Here is a 15353-nt window from a genome sequence, read left to right as displayed (position 1 = left end):
GCATGACACATATAGCCGGGGAAGCGTTGCTAGCAAAGGGCTTTTGATCATATCAGTGACTACACCCGAGGGTGGGTGAATCCGCAGGTTGCGACGGGGGGCTGGTCAGTTAGGTCACCCCCGAACTACTCACTAGAATCACGGGCGTGAAGCAGCACCTGAATCTTTCCCAGCACGGCCCCCTCGATCCGGCTACCATTCCCGCCCCGGCGGACAACTCGGGCGAGGGGCGTACCTTCGAGGTCCGCACCTTCGGCTGCCAGATGAACGTGCACGATTCGGAGCGATTATCCGGACTCCTGGAGTCCGCCGGCTACTCGGCCGTAGCGCCGGGCGAAGAGCCGGATCTGGTCGTGTTCAACACCTGCGCGGTCCGTGAGAACGCCGACAAACGCCTCTACGGCACGCTGGGCAATCTCAAGCAGACCAAGGACAACCGTCCGGGCATGCAGATCGCCGTGGGCGGCTGCCTGGCCCAGAAGGACAAGGACGTCGTCATCAAGAACGCGCCCTGGGTCGACGCCGTCTTCGGCACCCACAACATGGGCTCGCTGCCGGCGCTGCTCGAACGTGCCCGCCACAACGACGAGGCGCAGGTCGAGATCGTCGAGTCGCTCGAGCAGTTTCCTTCCGTGCTGCCCGCCAAGCGTGAATCCGCCTACGCCGGCTGGGTGTCGATCTCGGTGGGCTGCAACAACACGTGCACCTTCTGCATCGTGCCCAGCCTGCGCGGCAAGGAGGCGGACCGTCGCCCGGGCGACATCCTCGCTGAGGTGCAGGCGCTGGTCGATCAGGGCGTCACGGAGGTCACGCTGCTGGGACAGAACGTCAACGCCTACGGGGTGAACTTCACCGACCCGGAGCTGGAGCGCGACCGCTCGGCCTTCTCGAAGCTGCTGCGCGCCTGCGGGCGGATCGAGGGCCTGGAGCGCCTGCGCTTTACTTCGCCGCACCCGGCCGAGTTCACCTCCGACGTGATTGACGCGATGGCGGAGACCCCGAACGTCTGCCCGCAGCTGCACATGCCCCTGCAGTCCGGCTCGGACAAGGTGCTCAAGGACATGCGCCGCTCCTACCGCTCCGCCAAGTTCCTCGCCATCCTCGACGAGGTCCGTGCCAAGATTCCGGATGCCTCCATCACCACCGACATCATCGTCGGCTTCCCCGGTGAAACGGAGGAGGATTTTCAGGCCACCCTCGACGTCGTCGAGCGTGCCCGTTTCACCAGCGCCTTCACCTTCCAGTACTCGCCGCGGCCTGGTACCCCGGCCGCGGAGTATGCGGAGCAGATCCCCAAGGACGTCGTCCAGCACCGCTTCGAACGACTCGTCGAGCTCCAGGACCGCATCGCCGAAGAAGACAACGCCAGGCTCGTCGGAACGGAGGCGGAGCTGCTCGTCCAGGAGGACGGCCGCAAGGATTCGCGCAGCCACCGCATGTCCGGCCGTGCCCGTGACGGCCGCCTGGTCCATTTCGATCCCGCCGGCAACCTCGACGGTGAGATTCGCCCGGGCGACGTCGTGACGGTCACGATCACCGACTCGAAGCCCTATTTCCTCATCGCGGACTCCGGCGTCCACACCCACCGGCGTACCCGCGCCGGCGACAACGCCGCGGCCGGGACGGTCCCGACCACCGCGCCGATCGGGGTGGGACTGGGGTTGCCCTCCATCGGCGCACCCGGCCGGGCCTGAGCGCGACCGGGGCTAGGATGGACCCCGAGACACCACCCACCGCAGCAACTGGAGACGATTCAGACGTGACTGAGCAGCCCGCAGCGCACCCCGACCCGAGCGCCGACAGGGGAGGCGAACGCCGCGACGCCGTGGACAAGGTCACCAGCACCCTGGCGGCCGCCGAAACCAACCGGCAGTTGGCTGAGGCCGAGAAGAAGGCCGCCGGCCGCATGACCCTCGGCCCCTACCTGTGGTGGCTGGTCGCGGCGCTGGTCCTCTACGCGGTCTACCTAGTCGTGCCGCACGCGGGTGACGTCCGGGGCTTTGAGGTCACCTTCCGCCTGCCGGCCGCGGTCGATTCCGGCATCAAGATCACCGAGTACGTCTTCGCCTGGCTGATGCTCGGCGGCCTGGGCGTCTTTACGACGCTGACCGTGCTCACCCGTCGCACCGTCTTCGGCCTGATCGCATGGATGTTCGTCACGGTCGGGGTGTTCTACTCGCTGTTCGCGATGTGGCTGCGCATGACCCGTTCCTCCGCGGACGACGGCGTCAACGTCGGCGTCGGCATGGCCGTGGCCGTCGTCGCGGTGTTCATCGCCGAGATCGCCTATGCCATAGTCGCCCTGCGCAGGAGTCCCGAACAGGCCCGCATCGCCGAGGAGCGGGCCCGCCACGCCAATCTCGACGAGGTCGGCTACGCCCAGCGCGAGGCCAGGACGGGCGGGGAGGCCGCTGCCCAGCCGAACCCGCTGCTTGCCGACGACCGACGCCAGCGCGCGGCCCGGCGACACGGCACCACCGGCGACTAGCCGGAGAGACTACCCCAGCACGCGCTGCCAGGCCGAGGACCCGCTGACGGGTTCTCGGCCCACTGCGTCGTTGATGCGCAGCATCGCCTCGTGGGTGGTGGCGTTGGAGGTATAGACCCGGGTGGCGTCCGGCCAGGTCTCGCGGAGCGCGGTCAGGCCCCAGCGCGTGACCGCTAGTCCGAACCCCCGCCCGCGGTGCCTGGCGGCCACGAAGGTCACGCCCTGCTCGACGACGCCGGGGGTGGAGCCGGCGTGCGTCATGAATTCGGTCAGGGCCAGGGCACTGCCCTCGGCGTCGACGAGCAGCACCAGCAGGTGATGGCCGTCCCGGTCGTGCAGCCGGGCGGCGGCGTCGGAGAGGCGCTGCGGCGTCCACACGGCGCGTTCGGTGCGCAGACCGCCGTGTGGGACGTCGGTGGAGGCGTCGGAGAGCAGCGTCAGGACGTCGTCGATGAGGTGTGGGGGAACGGCGTAGTCGGAGACGACCTCGACGCGCAGATCCTCCGGCAGAGCGGCGGGCCGGGAGTCGGGGACGGGCAGCGCCGACTGCACCTCGGTCAGCGCCCGCTCGAAGCCGAGGGCGGCGAGGCTCCTGGCCATCGGGCCGGTGCCCGGGGTCTGCCCGACGGGATGGACGATCCAGATCTGGAGGACGTGGCGGCCCAGGGTGCGGGCGGCGTCAACGACGGCGTCGACGAGCGTGCGGATCACGGTGCGGGCCTGCTCACCGAGATCCTCGCCCGGCATCGGCAGGTACTCGACGTCGAGGACGAGTTCGAATTCAATGATGTCGCGCTCCTCGAGCAGGGGGACGCTCAGGTGCGTGAAGCCGAGGACGTCGTGCACCGGGGAGGCGTCCTCCGGCGCGGAGGATGAGATGAGCGGGTGCCCGAGCGCGGAGCGCGGAGCGTCGAGTTGCCCGTCGACCAGCGCGAGCAGGATCGAATCCGACTCGGAGGAGCCCTTCAGGCGGGAGAAGACCCGCTCGAGCGATACGCTAGCGGCCGCGTCCCCGGTGGCCTCCTGGGCGGCCAGGTTGGCCATGAAGACAAAAGTGCGCAGGTCGTCGGACGGTTCTTCGGAGGCGACCGGCCGATCGAACTGCGCAATCTGCGGCATGGGGGTTACCCCTCGACGGCGTTGCGGGCGACCTCGGCGAACTCGGTCCACTGAGCGGCCTGGGCGCGCAGGTCAGCGGCCTTCTTGGCGTTGCCCTTGGCCTCGGCGGCCTCGGCCTGGGCGGTGAAGTCGTCGGCCTTGGCCTGGAACTGGTCGACGCGGGCCTGGGCCTCCGGGTCGGTGCGACGCCACCGGGCGTCCTCGGCGTCGGAGACGCGCTGCTCGATGGCGCCGATCTTGTCCTCGTACTCCCGGACCTGACCACGCGGGACGAAGCCGATCTCCTCCCACTTCTCCTGCAGCTCGCGCAGTTTCGCCTTGGCGGCGTCGAGGCCCTTGGCCGGATCGATCTGGGCGTCGTACTCGGCCAGCAGGGCGTCCTTGGCCTGCGCGTTGGTGGCGAACTCCTGGTCCCGCTCGGCGTTGACCGCGTCCCGGGCACCGAAGAACCTGTCCTGGGCGGCCCGGAACTGGCTCCAGAGCTTGTCGTCGTCCCCGCGCGGGGCGCGGCCGGCGGCCTTCCACTCCTTCATCAGGTCGCGGTAGGCACGGGCGGTCTCGTTCCAGTCCGTGGACTCCTGCAGGGCCTCCGCACGGGCGACGAGGTCCTCCTTCTTGCGCTTGGCGTCCGCACGGGTGCGGTCGAGCTCGGCGAAGTGGGAGCCGCGGCGACGGTTGAAGGCGTCGCGGGCGCGGGAGTAGCGCTTCCACAGGGCGTCGTCGGTCTTCCTGTCGATGCCCTTGATCTGCTTCCATTCGTCGAGGATCTGGCGGATGCGGTCGCCCGCGCCCTTCCAGTCGGTGGAGTTCTCCGCGATTTCCTCGGCCTCGGCGGCCAGCGCCTCCTTGGCGGCGACGGCCTCCTCGCGCCGCCGGGCCTTGGCCTCCTTGGCCTGCTCCCCGGCCTCCTCGGAGTGTCCGATGATGGAGTCCAGACGCTTGTCGAGGGCGGGCAGATCGCCGATGACTGCGGCGGTCGGCAGGGTGGCCTTGAGCTCCTCGGCCTGGGTGCGGAGCGTGGCGGCCTCCTCCGGATGGGCGATGAGGCGGGCCTCAAGGAGCTCGATCTCGGTGGCCAGGTCGTCGAAGCGGGCGCCGTAGTGGGCCAGGCCCTCCTCCGGGGTGCCGGCCTGCCAGGAGCCGATCTCGCGCTCGCCGCCGTCGGCGGTGGTGACGAAGACGGTGCCGTCAGCGTCAATCCGGCCGAACTTCGAGGGGTCGTTGGCGGGTGGCGCGGCCACCGGAACCGGGGTCGGGGTCGGGGTCACGCCGGGACGAGCCCCGGGGCGAGGACCCGGCTTCGGGCCGGGCCGGGGGGCCGTCGGCTTCGGTGCGTCGGGGTTCGGGGAGGGGGTCGAAGAAGTGGTCATCATCTCGTCCTTGGTGTGGTCGGTGCGCCGCGCGACGCGGCTGCCGGTGGAACCTGCCCCCGGCTTCGGGCCGGGAACGGGGCCGAAAGGGGAACAGGTTCGGGAACATAAACAACATACCGCGCAGGGGGTGCCGGTGGTGTCGCCGGGACATAAATCCGACCTTGGATACACCCCGCTAGGGTGGAACGGTGATGGACACACGCACAGATTCCGCCCCGTTGATCGTCATGTCGGCCTCGCCTGCCCAGGTCCGTGACCTGGCGCCGGCCGAAGACGCATCGCGTGAGCTCGCCCGTCGCACCGGAGAGCTGGTCGCCCGCCTCGGCGCCGGAGGCCGACCGATCGAGCTGGTCGCCAGCCGGGACGAGCGCTGGCGCACCGGGCAGGTCGGCTCCTTCCGCGCCTGGGGCGCCCCACAGGTCACCGTCGGGCAGGGGCATCACCTTCCCGAGCTGGTCGCTCGCCACGTCCTCGGTGGCCGTGAAATCACCTCTGTGCGCGACCGAATCGGTGAAATCAACCCCGAGGCCTTGACAATTGTCGCTGTCGACGGTTCCGCCGGCATGACCGACCGCGCCCCGCTCGCGCTGCTCGAGGGGGCGGGCGACGCTCACCGGGCGCTCCTCGGCCTGCTGGCGGGCGCCGGCCTGTGCCTGAACCACGCAGAGCTTGACGACGCCGGGGTGATCGAACCCCGGCTCTGGCTGGAACTGGCGGCGCTGCCCGTGCGACGGGCGAACCTCGAATACCACGACACCCACCTCGGCGTCGGCCGCTACCTGGCGGCCTGGTGCGTCGGGCCGGCTCAGTAGGGTGTCAGCCATGACCACACCCATCGCGATCGTCGGTCCCACCGCCTCCGGAAAATCGGCGCTTTCCCTGGTCCTCGCGCATGAGCTCGACGGGGAGATCGTCAACGTGGACTCCATGCAGCTCTACCGCGGCATGGACATCGGCACGGCCAAGCTCACGGTGACGGAACGCGAGGGCATCCCGCACCACATGCTCGACGTCTGGGACGTCACCGAAGCCGCCTCGGTCGCCCGCTACCAGCGCGAGGCCGTGGCCGCGGTGGAGGAAATCGCCTCCCGCGGTAAACGGCCCATCCTGGTCGGCGGCTCGATGCTCTACGTGCAGTCGCTCGTCGACGACTGGCAGTTCCCCCCGACGGATCCGGCGGTGCGCGCGAAGTTCGAGGCCAGGCTGGCGGACATCGGGGTGGACGCGCTGCATGCGGAACTGGCCGGCGTCGACAAGCAGGCGGCGGAGACCATCGAGGACAAGGATCCGCGTCGGACGGTGCGCGCCCTGGAAGTCATTGAACTGACGGGCCAGCCCTACCAGGCCTCACAACCGCCCCGCGACGCGGCGCCGCGATGGGGGACGATCCTGCTCGGGCTGCGCACCACCCCGGAGTGGCTGAACCCGCGTATCGACGTGCGCACCCGCCAGATGTTCGAGCAGGGTCTGGTAGCCGAGACACAGGGGTTGATCGAGGACCACGGTCTGCTCGAGGACTCCACCGCCGGGCGGGCCATCGGCTACGCCCAGGTCTTCGCCCACCTGCGCGGAGAATACGACCTGGAGACCGCGGTGGAGCGTACCGTCACCGGAACCCGGCGCTACGTGCGCCGACAGCGCTCCTGGTTCAACCGGGACAAGCGCATCAACTGGCTGGACGCCGCCGGGGACACCGTGGCACAGGCCAGGAGGGCGCTGGGCGGTTAAGGGCCGGTCGGGGCGCGATCGTCTTCAGTCGGTTCCTTTTCGCCCGGTTAGTGTCCCGGCCCGATCTCCTTCGCGGCGACGCGTGCCCGCCACCAGGCCTCCTGCAGTTGCTGGGAGCGCTGGTCGGTGATGGCCAGGAGATTCTCCAGTTCGGTCTCGCTGAGGGTCTCGTCCGCCAGGTGCGTGTCCAGCCGGCGGAGGAAGCGCTCCGCGGTTGCGCGCATGTGGTGATACGCCGAGACGTCCGGAGACTCGGAGTCGGGGTTGAGCAGTTCGGGCCGGTGCAGGGTGCGGTCGGCGAGGTGCTCGGCGTCCTCGGAGTAGGCGAACTGCTCGTAGAGGCCCAGTACGTCGCTGAGGTCCCCGGCGGCGTGGCGCAGCGAGGAACGCAGCTTCTCCTGCCGGTCCGAGGGGCGCCGCCCGGAAATGTAGAAGGCCGTGCCGAGGACGAGGGAGATGCCCAGGACCAGCCCGAGCGTCTTGAAAGCGAGAAGCATGAGCACCGCCGCCAGCGTGGCGCCGATCATCAGCGCGATACCGGTGGGGATGCCCATGCTCGCTCGCTTCGGGGAACCTAGTGACCGCCGCAGCCGCAGGAGCCGCCGCACCCGCCGCAGCCCCCGCCCATCGGGGACTTCACGGCGGCGGTCATGACGGCCGTGCCGACGATGACGTTGCCCGGCTGGGGAAGCTCCTCGGCGTCCGGCAGACAGACGTCGAAGGGGAAGGCGCCGTCGACCTGTGCATAGATGAAACGCTGGTTGGTCAGCTGGTTGATGCGGTACTCCGCCTCGAGGACGCGGGCGGAGAACTGCGCGGAAGCGTCCGGGGCGGCGGCCCCGTCGCCGGCGGCGACGATCTGGGCGCCCTCGGAGATGAGCTGGCCGACGAGCTCCCCGGTGGTCTCCTGGTAGACGTCGGTGGAGTCGTAGACCTTGTGGCCCAGCACCAGGGCGGTGACGCCGAGTTCGGCCCACTCCTGGGTCGGCTCGTCCACCAGGATCGGTCCCTGCGCCAGGTTGGCGGTGACGGCCATCATCGACTTGCCGAAGGGGTCCATCACCTCGAGGTAGGCCAGGACATCATTGACCATGCTCACGTTGCCGTAGGTGCGGGTCGCGGAGTCGAACCCGGCGTAGGTGGCGAAGGGCTCCACGGCGAGGATGTTGATCTGGGCGCCTGAGTTGTCCGAGTACTGAATCAGCTGGCCACCGCGGACTTCGCCGGTGACTGCGAGACGGTCGGTGGCGATGGCGGCTTCCACGGCGTCCTGCCAACGGTCGAAACCGAGGCCGATGCTCTTCAAATCGGTGCTCATACCTGACTACCTTATCCTGTGCGTGGGTGGGGACGAATACGCCCCGGGGCGATTGCGTGGAAGAATAGGGCTTAATGACCAATTCTGACAAGCATGACGATCTGTTGGCCCGCGCTTTCCGGGACAACGCCCCCCAGGCCGACTCCAGCGAGGACACCGGCACGGACCTGAGCGGGCTCATCAACGCCACCCCCACGACCGGTGAACAGGACCTCGCGGAGCGCGATTCCTTCCGTCGCGTCACCCGCGGTTCAGAGATTCGCTCCCAGGACCACGAGGACATCACCGAGGTCGAGTACCGCCAGGTCCGCCTGGAACAGGTCATCCTCGTGGGCGTGTGGACCGAGGGCACCACCGCCGAGGTCGAGGCCAACATGGAGGAGCTCACCGCGCTCGCCGAGACCGCCGGCGCGGAGGTGCTCGACATGCTCTACCAGAAGCGGGACAAGCCCGACCCCGGCACCTACATCGGTTCCGGCAAGGTCGCCGAGCTGCGTGAGATCATCCAGGCCACCGGCGCCGACACCGTCATCGCCGACGGTGAACTCTCTCCGGGCCAGCTCATCGCGCTCGAGGACAAGCTCAACACCAAGGTCATCGACCGCACCATGCTCATCCTCGACATCTTCGCGCAGCACGCGAAGTCGAAGGAGGGCAAGGCCCAGGTCTCGCTGGCCCAGATGGAGTACCTCTACACCCGCGTCCGCGGCTGGGGCGGAAACCTCTCCCGCCAGGCGGGCGGCCGTGCCGGTTCCAACGGCGGCGTCGGCCTGCGCGGCCCCGGCGAGACCAAGATCGAGTCCGACCGGCGCCGGCTGCGCACCGATATGGCGAAGCTGCGCCGCGAGCTGAAGGGCATGAAGACCGCCCGCGAGATCAAGCGCTCCCGACGCCGCGCCTCGGTGACCCCGCAGATCGCGATCGCGGGGTACACCAACGCCGGGAAGTCCTCCCTCATCAACGCCCTCACCGGGGCCGGTGTGCTGGTCGAGGACGCACTCTTCGCGACGCTCGACCCGACCACCCGCCGCGCCGAGCTCGCCGACGGGCGCGCGGTGGTCTTCACCGACACCGTCGGCTTCGTCCGGCACCTGCCTACCCAGCTGGTCGAGGCCTTCAAATCCACGATCGAGGAGGTTCTCGGCGCCGACCTGATCCTGCACGTCGTCGACGGCTCTGATCCTTTCCCGCTCAAGCAGATCGAGGCCGTCAACAAGGTCCTCTACGAGATCGTGCGGGAAACGGGGGAGACCATGCCCCCGGAGATCATCGTCGTCAACAAGATCGACCAGGCCGACCCGCTGGTGCTCGCCGAGCTGCGGCACGTCCTCGGCAATGACGACGTCGTCTTCACCTCCGCGGCCACCGGGGAGGGGATTGACGAGCTCATGGCGCGCGTCGAGCTGCATCTCAACGCCCGCGACGCCCACGTTCGGCTGCTCATTCCCTTCACCCGAGGCGACCTTGTGGCCCAGATCCATGAGGTCGGCACTGTCCTCAGCGAGGAATACGCGAACGAGGGCACTCTGCTCGACGTGCGCCTGCCCGGCGTCGTCGCCGACTCCCTGACCGACTTCGTCGTCGACCGGGCGGGGGAGGACCCCGCCGACGGGGAGGACGTCCCGGACACTGACGATCCCGAGGATTCTTCCCGCTCGGTTGGGTGAATACGGCCGGGGCAGGCCATAATTGGGGCCTGTGAACAAAACCTTCGGATGGACCCTGCACGGTGATGGCCAGGCCATCGCCCCCGGCGATGTCGTCGCCCCGGATGAGCGCCTCAGCTGGCCCCGCACCATCGGCATCGGCATGCAGCATGTCGTCGCCATGTTCGGTGCGACCCTGCTGGTGCCGACGCTGACCGGATTCCCCGTCAACACGACCCTGCTCTTCTCCGGTCTCGGCACGATAATCTTCCTGCTGGTCACCGCCAACCGTCTGCCCAGCTACCTCGGCTCCTCCTTCGCCTTCATCGCCCCGCTGTCGGCCTCCCAGGCCCACGGCATCGGGGCCCAGCTCGGTGGCCTCCTGGTCACCGGCCTGGCGCTGATCCTCGTCGGCGTCATCGTCCACGTGGCGGGCAAGCGGGTCATCGACGCGATCATGCCTCCCGCGGTCACCGGCGCGATCGTCGCGCTGATCGGATTCAACCTGGCACCGGCCGCCACCTCCAACTTTGAGACTCAGCCCCTGGTCGCCTTCGTCACGCTGCTGGGCATCCTGGGCTGCACCGTCCTGGGGCGGGGCATGGTCTCGCGCCTGTCCATCCTCATCGGCGTGGTCATCGGCTGGGTCTTCGCTGCGGTGACAGGCAACCTCTCCGAGGGCGCCTCGCAGGCTATCGCCGACGCCCCGTGGGTCGGCCTGCCGCAGTTCCACGCACCGGAGTTCCAGGCCTCCGCCATCCTCGTCACCCTGCCGGTGCTCATCGTCCTCATCGCCGAGAACATCGGCCATGTCAAGGCCGTCGGGGAGATGACCCACCGCGACCTCGACGACCTGTCCGGCCGTGCCCTGATCGGCGACGGCATCGCCACCACCCTGGCCGGCTCATTCGGCGGCTCCGGCACCACCACCTACGCGGAGAACATCGGCGTCATGGCCGCAACCCGCGTCTACTCGACCGCGGCCTACTGGATCGCCGCGATATTCGCCGTCCTCCTCGCCTTCGTTCCCAAGTTCGGCGCCCTCATCTTCACCATCCCGGCCGGCGTCCTCGGCGGAGCCACCATCATGCTCTACGGCATGATCGGTCTGCTCGGGGTGCGCATCTGGATGGACAGCCGGGTGGACTTCACCCACCCGGTCAACCTCGCCGCCGCGGCCGTTGCCCTCATCGCCGGCATCGGCAACTTGTCGATCACCGTCGCCGGCGTCCCGCTGGAGGGCATCGCCTGGGGCTCGATTGGCATCCTCGTCGGCTACCCGATCATGATGAAGCTTTACCGCACCGTCGGCGAAGGCCGCTTCTATCCGACACGCGATGTGATAATTAATCGAACTTAGTTATCGTATGGGTATGGCTGATATTACTACCCAGTTTGTCCCTGCCCACGCCGCCCTTGTCGACCGGAGGGAAATACCCACCGTCCAGATGCAGTCCTACTTCGACAGCGTCTACGGCCACGCCCACGAGGTGCTGAAAACCGCGCAGGTACGGCCCGCCGGGCCGGCGCGCTGCTACTATTTCAGCCCGCTCGGCGACACCGTCGACCTCGCCGGCGGCTTCCCCGTGCGCCTGGACACCGTGCGACTACTCCAGGACCAGCTTGCCGACGCCAGCCCCTTCAAGGTCGTTCGCCACGGCGACCTGCGCACGTGGCGCCTTCGTCACCGGGGCAGCGGTGATGGCCTCGCCCTCGCCTGGGACGTCCTAGCCGCGCATGCGAGGAAGGCCGGGAATGGGCGGGGTGCGATCGCCTGGGAGGAGTACGTCTCCATCGACCCGGACAGCGACCGGATGACTGTGGACCTCCACTGGGCGAAGGCGTGAGGCACGCTGCCCCGCGGGGCCGTCACAAGGTCGCGTCGCGTCGACCGTGATCCAGATTGGCGGCGACGAGATCAGCGATCGCGTCGACCGCCTTCGGATTGGTGGACCTGACCTCGACCCGGTCTCCCTGCTGGGCACCGAGCGCCATGATCATCAACGAGGAGCTGGCGTCGGCGCCCTCGTCATCCTCGCCCACGAGATGGAGCATGATCTCCTCGTTGAAGGTCAGCGCCACGTCCGCGATTGCTGCGGCAGGGCGGGCGTGCAGGCCGACGGTGGATCCCACCCTGACAATCCTGCTGGCCATGCTCAGTGTCCCTTTCCGTTCGGAAGCGTGATGCCATCACAGTGTAAAGCACGGTGAGGGGGCAGCGTCAGACTGTGACGGGGACGACGTTGATCAGCCGGGCGTCGGCATGCTGGGGCGTGGGCATCTGTGTGCCCGGCAGCGAAATGGCCGCGGTCCCGTAGGCGACTGACTGGGCCAGGGCCACCGGCAGAGACCGGCGGGAGTGCAGGGCCATGAGATAGCCGGCCAAGGCGGCGTCGCCCGCCCCCACCGTGGAAACCACCGTGACCGGCTCGCTCAGACTGGCGTGCCAGGATCCCTCCTCGGTGGCCAGCAACGCCCCTGCCCCGCCCAGGGTGACCAGTACCTGGGAGATGCCCTGATCGCGCAGGGCGGCGGTGGCGGCGACAACGGGGGCGAAATCACCCTCGGCGGCCGCGGCCTCCATGTCGTCGCCGCTCCAGTCGGAGCCGACCAGGGTCGCGAGCTCTGCGGAGTTGGGCTTGATCAGGTCGGGCGTGCCCGTGGCGGAACCGTGGACGGTCTCCCACAGTGCCTCCCCCGAGGTGTCGACGGCGATGAAGATCTCCGGACGCTGCGCACGCACCTGCTCGATCACCGTGCTGTACCAGTCCATGTCCAGGCCGGGCGGCAGCGAACCCGCCAGGACGACGGAGGAGGCGTTGTAGGAGGAGATGAGGAAATCCTGGACGAGGAGATCCGCCTCATTCGCCGACAGACGCGCGCCCGGGCCATTGAACTTGGTGGTGGTTCCGTCCGGTTCGGTCACCGTCATGCAGATCCGGACCAGGTCGTGGACGTCGACGTTGTGGAAACGGAAGCCTGACTCCAGTGCGAGGGCGATGAAGGGATCGTTGGCCGGAGCAGGGAAGACCGCCACGGAAGAACGCCCTGCCAGGGCGATGGCGCGGGTGACGTTGATGCCCTTGCCGCCTGCGGTACGCGTCACCTCGTGGGGCCGGTGCACCCGCCCGCGGTGAAGTTCCTCGCTGAGCGCCATCGTCTGGTCGATGCTCGGATTGGGCGTCAAAGTGGTGATCATGGTGCGGCGGTCTCCCTCCCGGCCCCGGCGTGCGGCCGGGAAAGCCTGGCACCAACCGGATGTCTGGGAATGATGTTACCGACTACGCTCACGATCCCCGGCATCCGGAACCGGGGGACAGGCTTACTCGGCGTCGGCGATGATGACGTCGATCTCCCGTTCACGCAGTGCCTCGATGAAGGGCTCCGGGGCCGCCGAGTCCGTGATTATGACGTCGATCTGGTCGATGGCGGCGAAACTGACGAGATAGTCGTTACCGAGTTTGGTCGCGTCGCAGAGCACGACGACCTTATGGGCGTTGGTCACCATCGCGGCCTTGACCGCGGCCTCCTGTGAATCCGCCGTCGACAGGCCGTGGTCCAGGGTCAGGGCGTTGGTTCCCATGAACGCGACGTCCGCGCGCATGAGCGCCAACGTGCGCAGGGCGGTGTCACCGACCACGGCCTGGGTGATGGAGCGGACTTGGCCGCCCAGCAGCTGCACGGAGTCGAGATCCCGGGCTGACAGGCTCAGCGCGATGGGGAGGCTGTTGGTGACCACCGACCACTGGTCGGCCGCCGGGTTCTCCGCCATCAGATCGGCCAGGGCGTTGATGGTGGTGCCGGCGTCGAGGAACACGGACCCGCCCGCCGGGGGGAGGTGCTCGACCGCGGCGCGGGCGATGGCCAGTTTCGCCGAAGGGGCGGAACGGAAGCGGTCATCGAGCGTGAACTCCGTGGTTTGGAAACTTTGGCTGGCCACTGCGCCACCATGAACCCGGTGCACGATGCCTTCGCGGTCGAGTACCGCAAGGTCCCGTCGTATCGTCTCGGCGGTGACACCGAACTTCTCGGCGAGTTCGGTGACGTTGACCCGGCCCTCGACCGCGGTCAACGAGGCAATCTGGCGACGACGTTCCTCGGCGTACATGGTTTCCCCTCCCGTTCGCACTCCCGGACTTTCCGGCATATGACCATTCGGACATTCTGGCCCCATTATTCCCAAACATTCGGACTTTCGCCGAGTCGGGTCCCCAGCGGGGGTGGTGGGAAAACCACGGGCGCCGACCGGTCGCGCCCGGCGCCCGGCGGGCACGCTGGGGGGAGGGCGCTCAGAGCTTGCGCATGACAGAGACGACCTTGCCCATGATCTCGGCGTCGTCACCGGGGATGGGGGAGAAGGCGTCGTTGTGCGGCATCAGCCAGACGCCGGAGGAATCCTTGTGGAACTCCTTGACGGTGGCCTCGCCGTCGAGGAGCGCGGCGACGAAGTCGCCGTTCTCGGCGACCTTCTGCGAGCGGACGACGACCCAGTCGCCCGGCAGGATGCCGGCGTCACGCATGGATTCGCCGACCACCCGGAGCATGTACAGCTCTCCGTCGCCCACCAGGTGGGCGGGCATCGGGTAGTACTCGTCGATGTTCTGTTCGGCGAGGATCGGCGTGCCGGCCGCGATCTGGCCGACGACCGGAACATAGGTGGTGCCGACCGTGTCGTCCGGGGATCCGGCCTTCGCCGGCGCGGCGGCCCGACCGGTCGATGCCGGCGCCGCCGGGCCCATCCCGTTCTCATTCAGGTGACGAATGTCTACGGCGCGGGGTTTGTTGGGATCGCGCTTGAGGAAGCCCTTCTCCTCCAGTTGTTTGAGCTGGTAGGCCACCGAGGAGGTCGAATGCAGGCCACAGGCGTCACCGATCTCCCGGATGCTGGGCGGGTAGCCGCGCAGCACGATGGCGTCACGGATGACCTCGAGAATCCGTCGCTGCCGGTCACTTAGGGTTGCGGCGTCCGGCTTCTGCTTGCCGCTCTTCTTCGCCGTCTTCTTCTCGGCCATGGATGCTCCTGGTTTTGTCGGGCGTTCTGCCGGGTCAAGCAGACGTCACCCTCTTTCCTATCACGAAACTGCACTCATGTTCGAGCAGGATCGCGGAACTGTGGACAAATTTTCGAACGAATGCTTTAATCGAACACACGAGCGGTATCGAACGTGTGAGCGGTTTTGGTCGAACGGTGTCGGCCCGCCCTCGTAGATTTCACCTCAACGCCCCCACAGACAGGACCATGACGATGACCCATTCCTCCGTTCTGAACAGCACCAACCGTCGCCACAACACGTCGATCAGCCGGGTGGTCCCTGCGGCTTCCGTCTGGGAGCCGACGCCGGGCCGGTGCGGCGCACAGGTCGGCGCCCCCGTTCGAACACTCACACCGAACTGCCCCCGGCCACTGTCCGCCACCGAAGGGGAATCTCCCGCCGGGGCTCTCCGGGGCGCCGGCGACATTCGCCGGGAGAACCGGCGAACCTTCCTGCTCGGGGCGGCGCTGGGTTTCACTCTCGTGGCCGGCTCACTGCACCTGCTGGCGGAGGCGGAACCGGCCCTGGAGCCCGGTTACGTCTCCACCGTGACCGCCGAAGTGGCCAAGTAGGCCGGGGTGCTGCGCCGCTCAGCGGCGGCTTCAGTCCCGGTCGGGGCCGGGTCTACACTTGGCCTTCAGCAGTTTT

The 15353-nt window shown here is 68.2% G+C and carries 16 protein-coding genes; 8 read left to right on the top strand and 8 right to left on the bottom strand.

Going from position 1 to position 15353, the window contains the following annotated elements:
- The first annotated feature begins 197 nt into the window (after positions 1-197).
- Together miaB and CGUA_RS07660 are read left to right on the top strand one after the other, a co-directional pair.
- Positions 198-1694 carry a tRNA (N6-isopentenyl adenosine(37)-C2)-methylthiotransferase MiaB gene (gene miaB / locus CGUA_RS07665; RefSeq protein WP_290198344.1) on the top strand — a complete coding sequence of 499 codons (1497 nt, stop codon included), beginning with the start codon at positions 198-200 and terminating at the stop codon, positions 1692-1694.
- A 65-nt stretch (positions 1695-1759) separates the two neighbouring features.
- Complete coding sequence (locus CGUA_RS07660) at positions 1760-2488, top strand: Rv2732c family membrane protein (RefSeq protein ID WP_290194351.1); 729 nt, start codon at positions 1760-1762, stop codon at positions 2486-2488.
- A gap of 9 nt (positions 2489-2497) precedes the next feature.
- Here the strand turns inward: CGUA_RS07660 and CGUA_RS07655 are convergent, their stop codons facing one another.
- Both CGUA_RS07655 and CGUA_RS07650 read right to left on the bottom strand, forming a co-directional pair.
- Positions 2498-3607 carry a GNAT family acetyltransferase gene (locus tag CGUA_RS07655; protein ID WP_290194349.1) on the bottom strand — a complete coding sequence of 370 codons (1110 nt, stop codon included), beginning with the start codon at positions 3605-3607 and terminating at the stop codon, positions 2498-2500.
- Between the two features lie 5 nt (positions 3608-3612).
- On the bottom strand, positions 3613-4977 hold the full coding sequence (locus CGUA_RS07650) for a DUF349 domain-containing protein (protein ID WP_290194347.1): 1365 nt from the start codon (positions 4975-4977) through the stop codon (positions 3613-3615).
- A 194-nt stretch (positions 4978-5171) separates the two neighbouring features.
- Here CGUA_RS07650 and CGUA_RS07645 point away from each other — a divergent pair, with 194 nt between their 5' ends.
- The gene (locus CGUA_RS07645) at positions 5172-5792 is read left to right on the top strand and encodes a hypothetical protein (protein WP_290194345.1); all 621 of its coding nucleotides are present in this window, start codon (positions 5172-5174) and stop codon (positions 5790-5792) included.
- 10 nt (positions 5793-5802) lie between these two features.
- Positions 5803-6708, top strand: a complete 906-nt coding sequence (miaA, locus tag CGUA_RS07640) for a tRNA (adenosine(37)-N6)-dimethylallyltransferase MiaA (protein WP_290194343.1) — start codon at positions 5803-5805, stop codon at positions 6706-6708.
- 47 nt (positions 6709-6755) lie between these two features.
- On the opposite strand, the gene CGUA_RS07635 is transcribed toward miaA, so the two are convergent.
- A complete protein-coding gene (locus CGUA_RS07635; RefSeq protein ID WP_290194341.1) occupies positions 6756-7262 on the bottom strand; it encodes a hypothetical protein in 507 nt (168 codons plus the stop codon).
- A 20-nt stretch (positions 7263-7282) separates the two neighbouring features.
- The gene (locus tag CGUA_RS07630) at positions 7283-8026 is read right to left on the bottom strand and encodes a hypothetical protein (protein ID WP_290194339.1); all 744 of its coding nucleotides are present in this window, start codon (positions 8024-8026) and stop codon (positions 7283-7285) included.
- Positions 8027-8100: 74 nt separating this feature from the next.
- Here CGUA_RS07630 and hflX point away from each other — a divergent pair, with 74 nt between their 5' ends.
- Genes hflX through CGUA_RS07615 form a run of 3 tightly spaced genes read left to right on the top strand, consistent with a single transcriptional unit; the run spans position 8101 to position 11519 of the window.
- On the top strand, positions 8101-9693 hold the full coding sequence (gene hflX, locus CGUA_RS07625; RefSeq protein ID WP_290194338.1) for a GTPase HflX: 1593 nt from the start codon (positions 8101-8103) through the stop codon (positions 9691-9693).
- Between the two features lie 31 nt (positions 9694-9724).
- Positions 9725-11032, top strand: coding sequence for a uracil-xanthine permease family protein (locus tag CGUA_RS07620; RefSeq protein ID WP_290194336.1), 1308 nt, complete (start codon positions 9725-9727; stop codon positions 11030-11032).
- A gap of 13 nt (positions 11033-11045) precedes the next feature.
- Complete coding sequence (locus CGUA_RS07615; RefSeq protein ID WP_290194334.1) at positions 11046-11519, top strand: GyrI-like domain-containing protein; 474 nt, start codon at positions 11046-11048, stop codon at positions 11517-11519.
- Between the two features lie 22 nt (positions 11520-11541).
- Here the strand turns inward: CGUA_RS07615 and CGUA_RS07610 are convergent, their stop codons facing one another.
- From CGUA_RS07610 to lexA, 4 genes are all read right to left on the bottom strand, one after another.
- A complete protein-coding gene (locus CGUA_RS07610; protein ID WP_290194333.1) occupies positions 11542-11826 on the bottom strand; it encodes an HPr family phosphocarrier protein in 285 nt (94 codons plus the stop codon).
- Positions 11827-11893: 67 nt separating this feature from the next.
- Complete coding sequence (locus CGUA_RS07605; protein ID WP_290194331.1) at positions 11894-12871, bottom strand: 1-phosphofructokinase family hexose kinase; 978 nt, start codon at positions 12869-12871, stop codon at positions 11894-11896.
- Positions 12872-12994: 123 nt separating this feature from the next.
- Positions 12995-13780, bottom strand: a complete 786-nt coding sequence (sugR, locus tag CGUA_RS07600) for a transcriptional regulator SugR (RefSeq protein WP_290194329.1) — start codon at positions 13778-13780, stop codon at positions 12995-12997.
- A 181-nt stretch (positions 13781-13961) separates the two neighbouring features.
- Positions 13962-14684, bottom strand: a complete 723-nt coding sequence (gene lexA, locus CGUA_RS07595) for a transcriptional repressor LexA (RefSeq protein WP_290194328.1) — start codon at positions 14682-14684, stop codon at positions 13962-13964.
- Positions 14685-14911: 227 nt separating this feature from the next.
- Between lexA and CGUA_RS07590 the strand changes: the two genes are divergently transcribed.
- The gene (locus CGUA_RS07590) at positions 14912-15277 is read left to right on the top strand and encodes a hypothetical protein (RefSeq protein WP_290194326.1); all 366 of its coding nucleotides are present in this window, start codon (positions 14912-14914) and stop codon (positions 15275-15277) included.
- The last annotated feature ends 76 nt before the right edge of the window (positions 15278-15353 follow it).

The organism is Corynebacterium guangdongense, from assembly GCF_030408915.1.
GTDB classification, from domain to species: domain Bacteria; phylum Actinomycetota; class Actinomycetes; order Mycobacteriales; family Mycobacteriaceae; genus Corynebacterium; species Corynebacterium guangdongense.
The sequence above is the reverse complement of the archived record's forward strand: the minus strand, read 5'-3'. Positions and strand labels throughout refer to the sequence as shown.

What these genes read in the sequence shown, in the direction of transcription:
- hflX (WP_290194338.1), top strand. Translation starts at nt 8,101, where the DNA reads ATGACCAATTCTGACAAGCATGACGATCTGTTGGCCCGCGCTTTCCGG.
- CGUA_RS07615 (WP_290194334.1), top strand. Translation starts at nt 11,046, where the DNA reads ATGGCTGATATTACTACCCAGTTTGTCCCTGCCCACGCCGCCCTTGTC.
- miaA (WP_290194343.1), top strand. Translation starts at nt 5,803, where the DNA reads ATGACCACACCCATCGCGATCGTCGGTCCCACCGCCTCCGGAAAATCG.
- CGUA_RS07650 (WP_290194347.1), bottom strand. Translation starts at nt 4,977, where the DNA reads ATGACCACTTCTTCGACCCCCTCCCCGAACCCCGACGCACCGAAGCCG.
- CGUA_RS07630 (WP_290194339.1), bottom strand. Translation starts at nt 8,026, where the DNA reads ATGAGCACCGATTTGAAGAGCATCGGCCTCGGTTTCGACCGTTGGCAG.
- sugR (WP_290194329.1), bottom strand. Translation starts at nt 13,780, where the DNA reads ATGTACGCCGAGGAACGTCGTCGCCAGATTGCCTCGTTGACCGCGGTC.
- CGUA_RS07645 (WP_290194345.1), top strand. Translation starts at nt 5,172, where the DNA reads ATGGACACACGCACAGATTCCGCCCCGTTGATCGTCATGTCGGCCTCG.
- lexA (WP_290194328.1), bottom strand. Translation starts at nt 14,684, where the DNA reads ATGGCCGAGAAGAAGACGGCGAAGAAGAGCGGCAAGCAGAAGCCGGAC.
- CGUA_RS07635 (WP_290194341.1), bottom strand. Translation starts at nt 7,262, where the DNA reads ATGGGCATCCCCACCGGTATCGCGCTGATGATCGGCGCCACGCTGGCG.
- CGUA_RS07655 (WP_290194349.1), bottom strand. Translation starts at nt 3,607, where the DNA reads ATGCCGCAGATTGCGCAGTTCGATCGGCCGGTCGCCTCCGAAGAACCG.
- CGUA_RS07590 (WP_290194326.1), top strand. Translation starts at nt 14,912, where the DNA reads ATGACGATGACCCATTCCTCCGTTCTGAACAGCACCAACCGTCGCCAC.
- CGUA_RS07605 (WP_290194331.1), bottom strand. Translation starts at nt 12,871, where the DNA reads ATGATCACCACTTTGACGCCCAATCCGAGCATCGACCAGACGATGGCG.
- CGUA_RS07610 (WP_290194333.1), bottom strand. Translation starts at nt 11,826, where the DNA reads ATGGCCAGCAGGATTGTCAGGGTGGGATCCACCGTCGGCCTGCACGCC.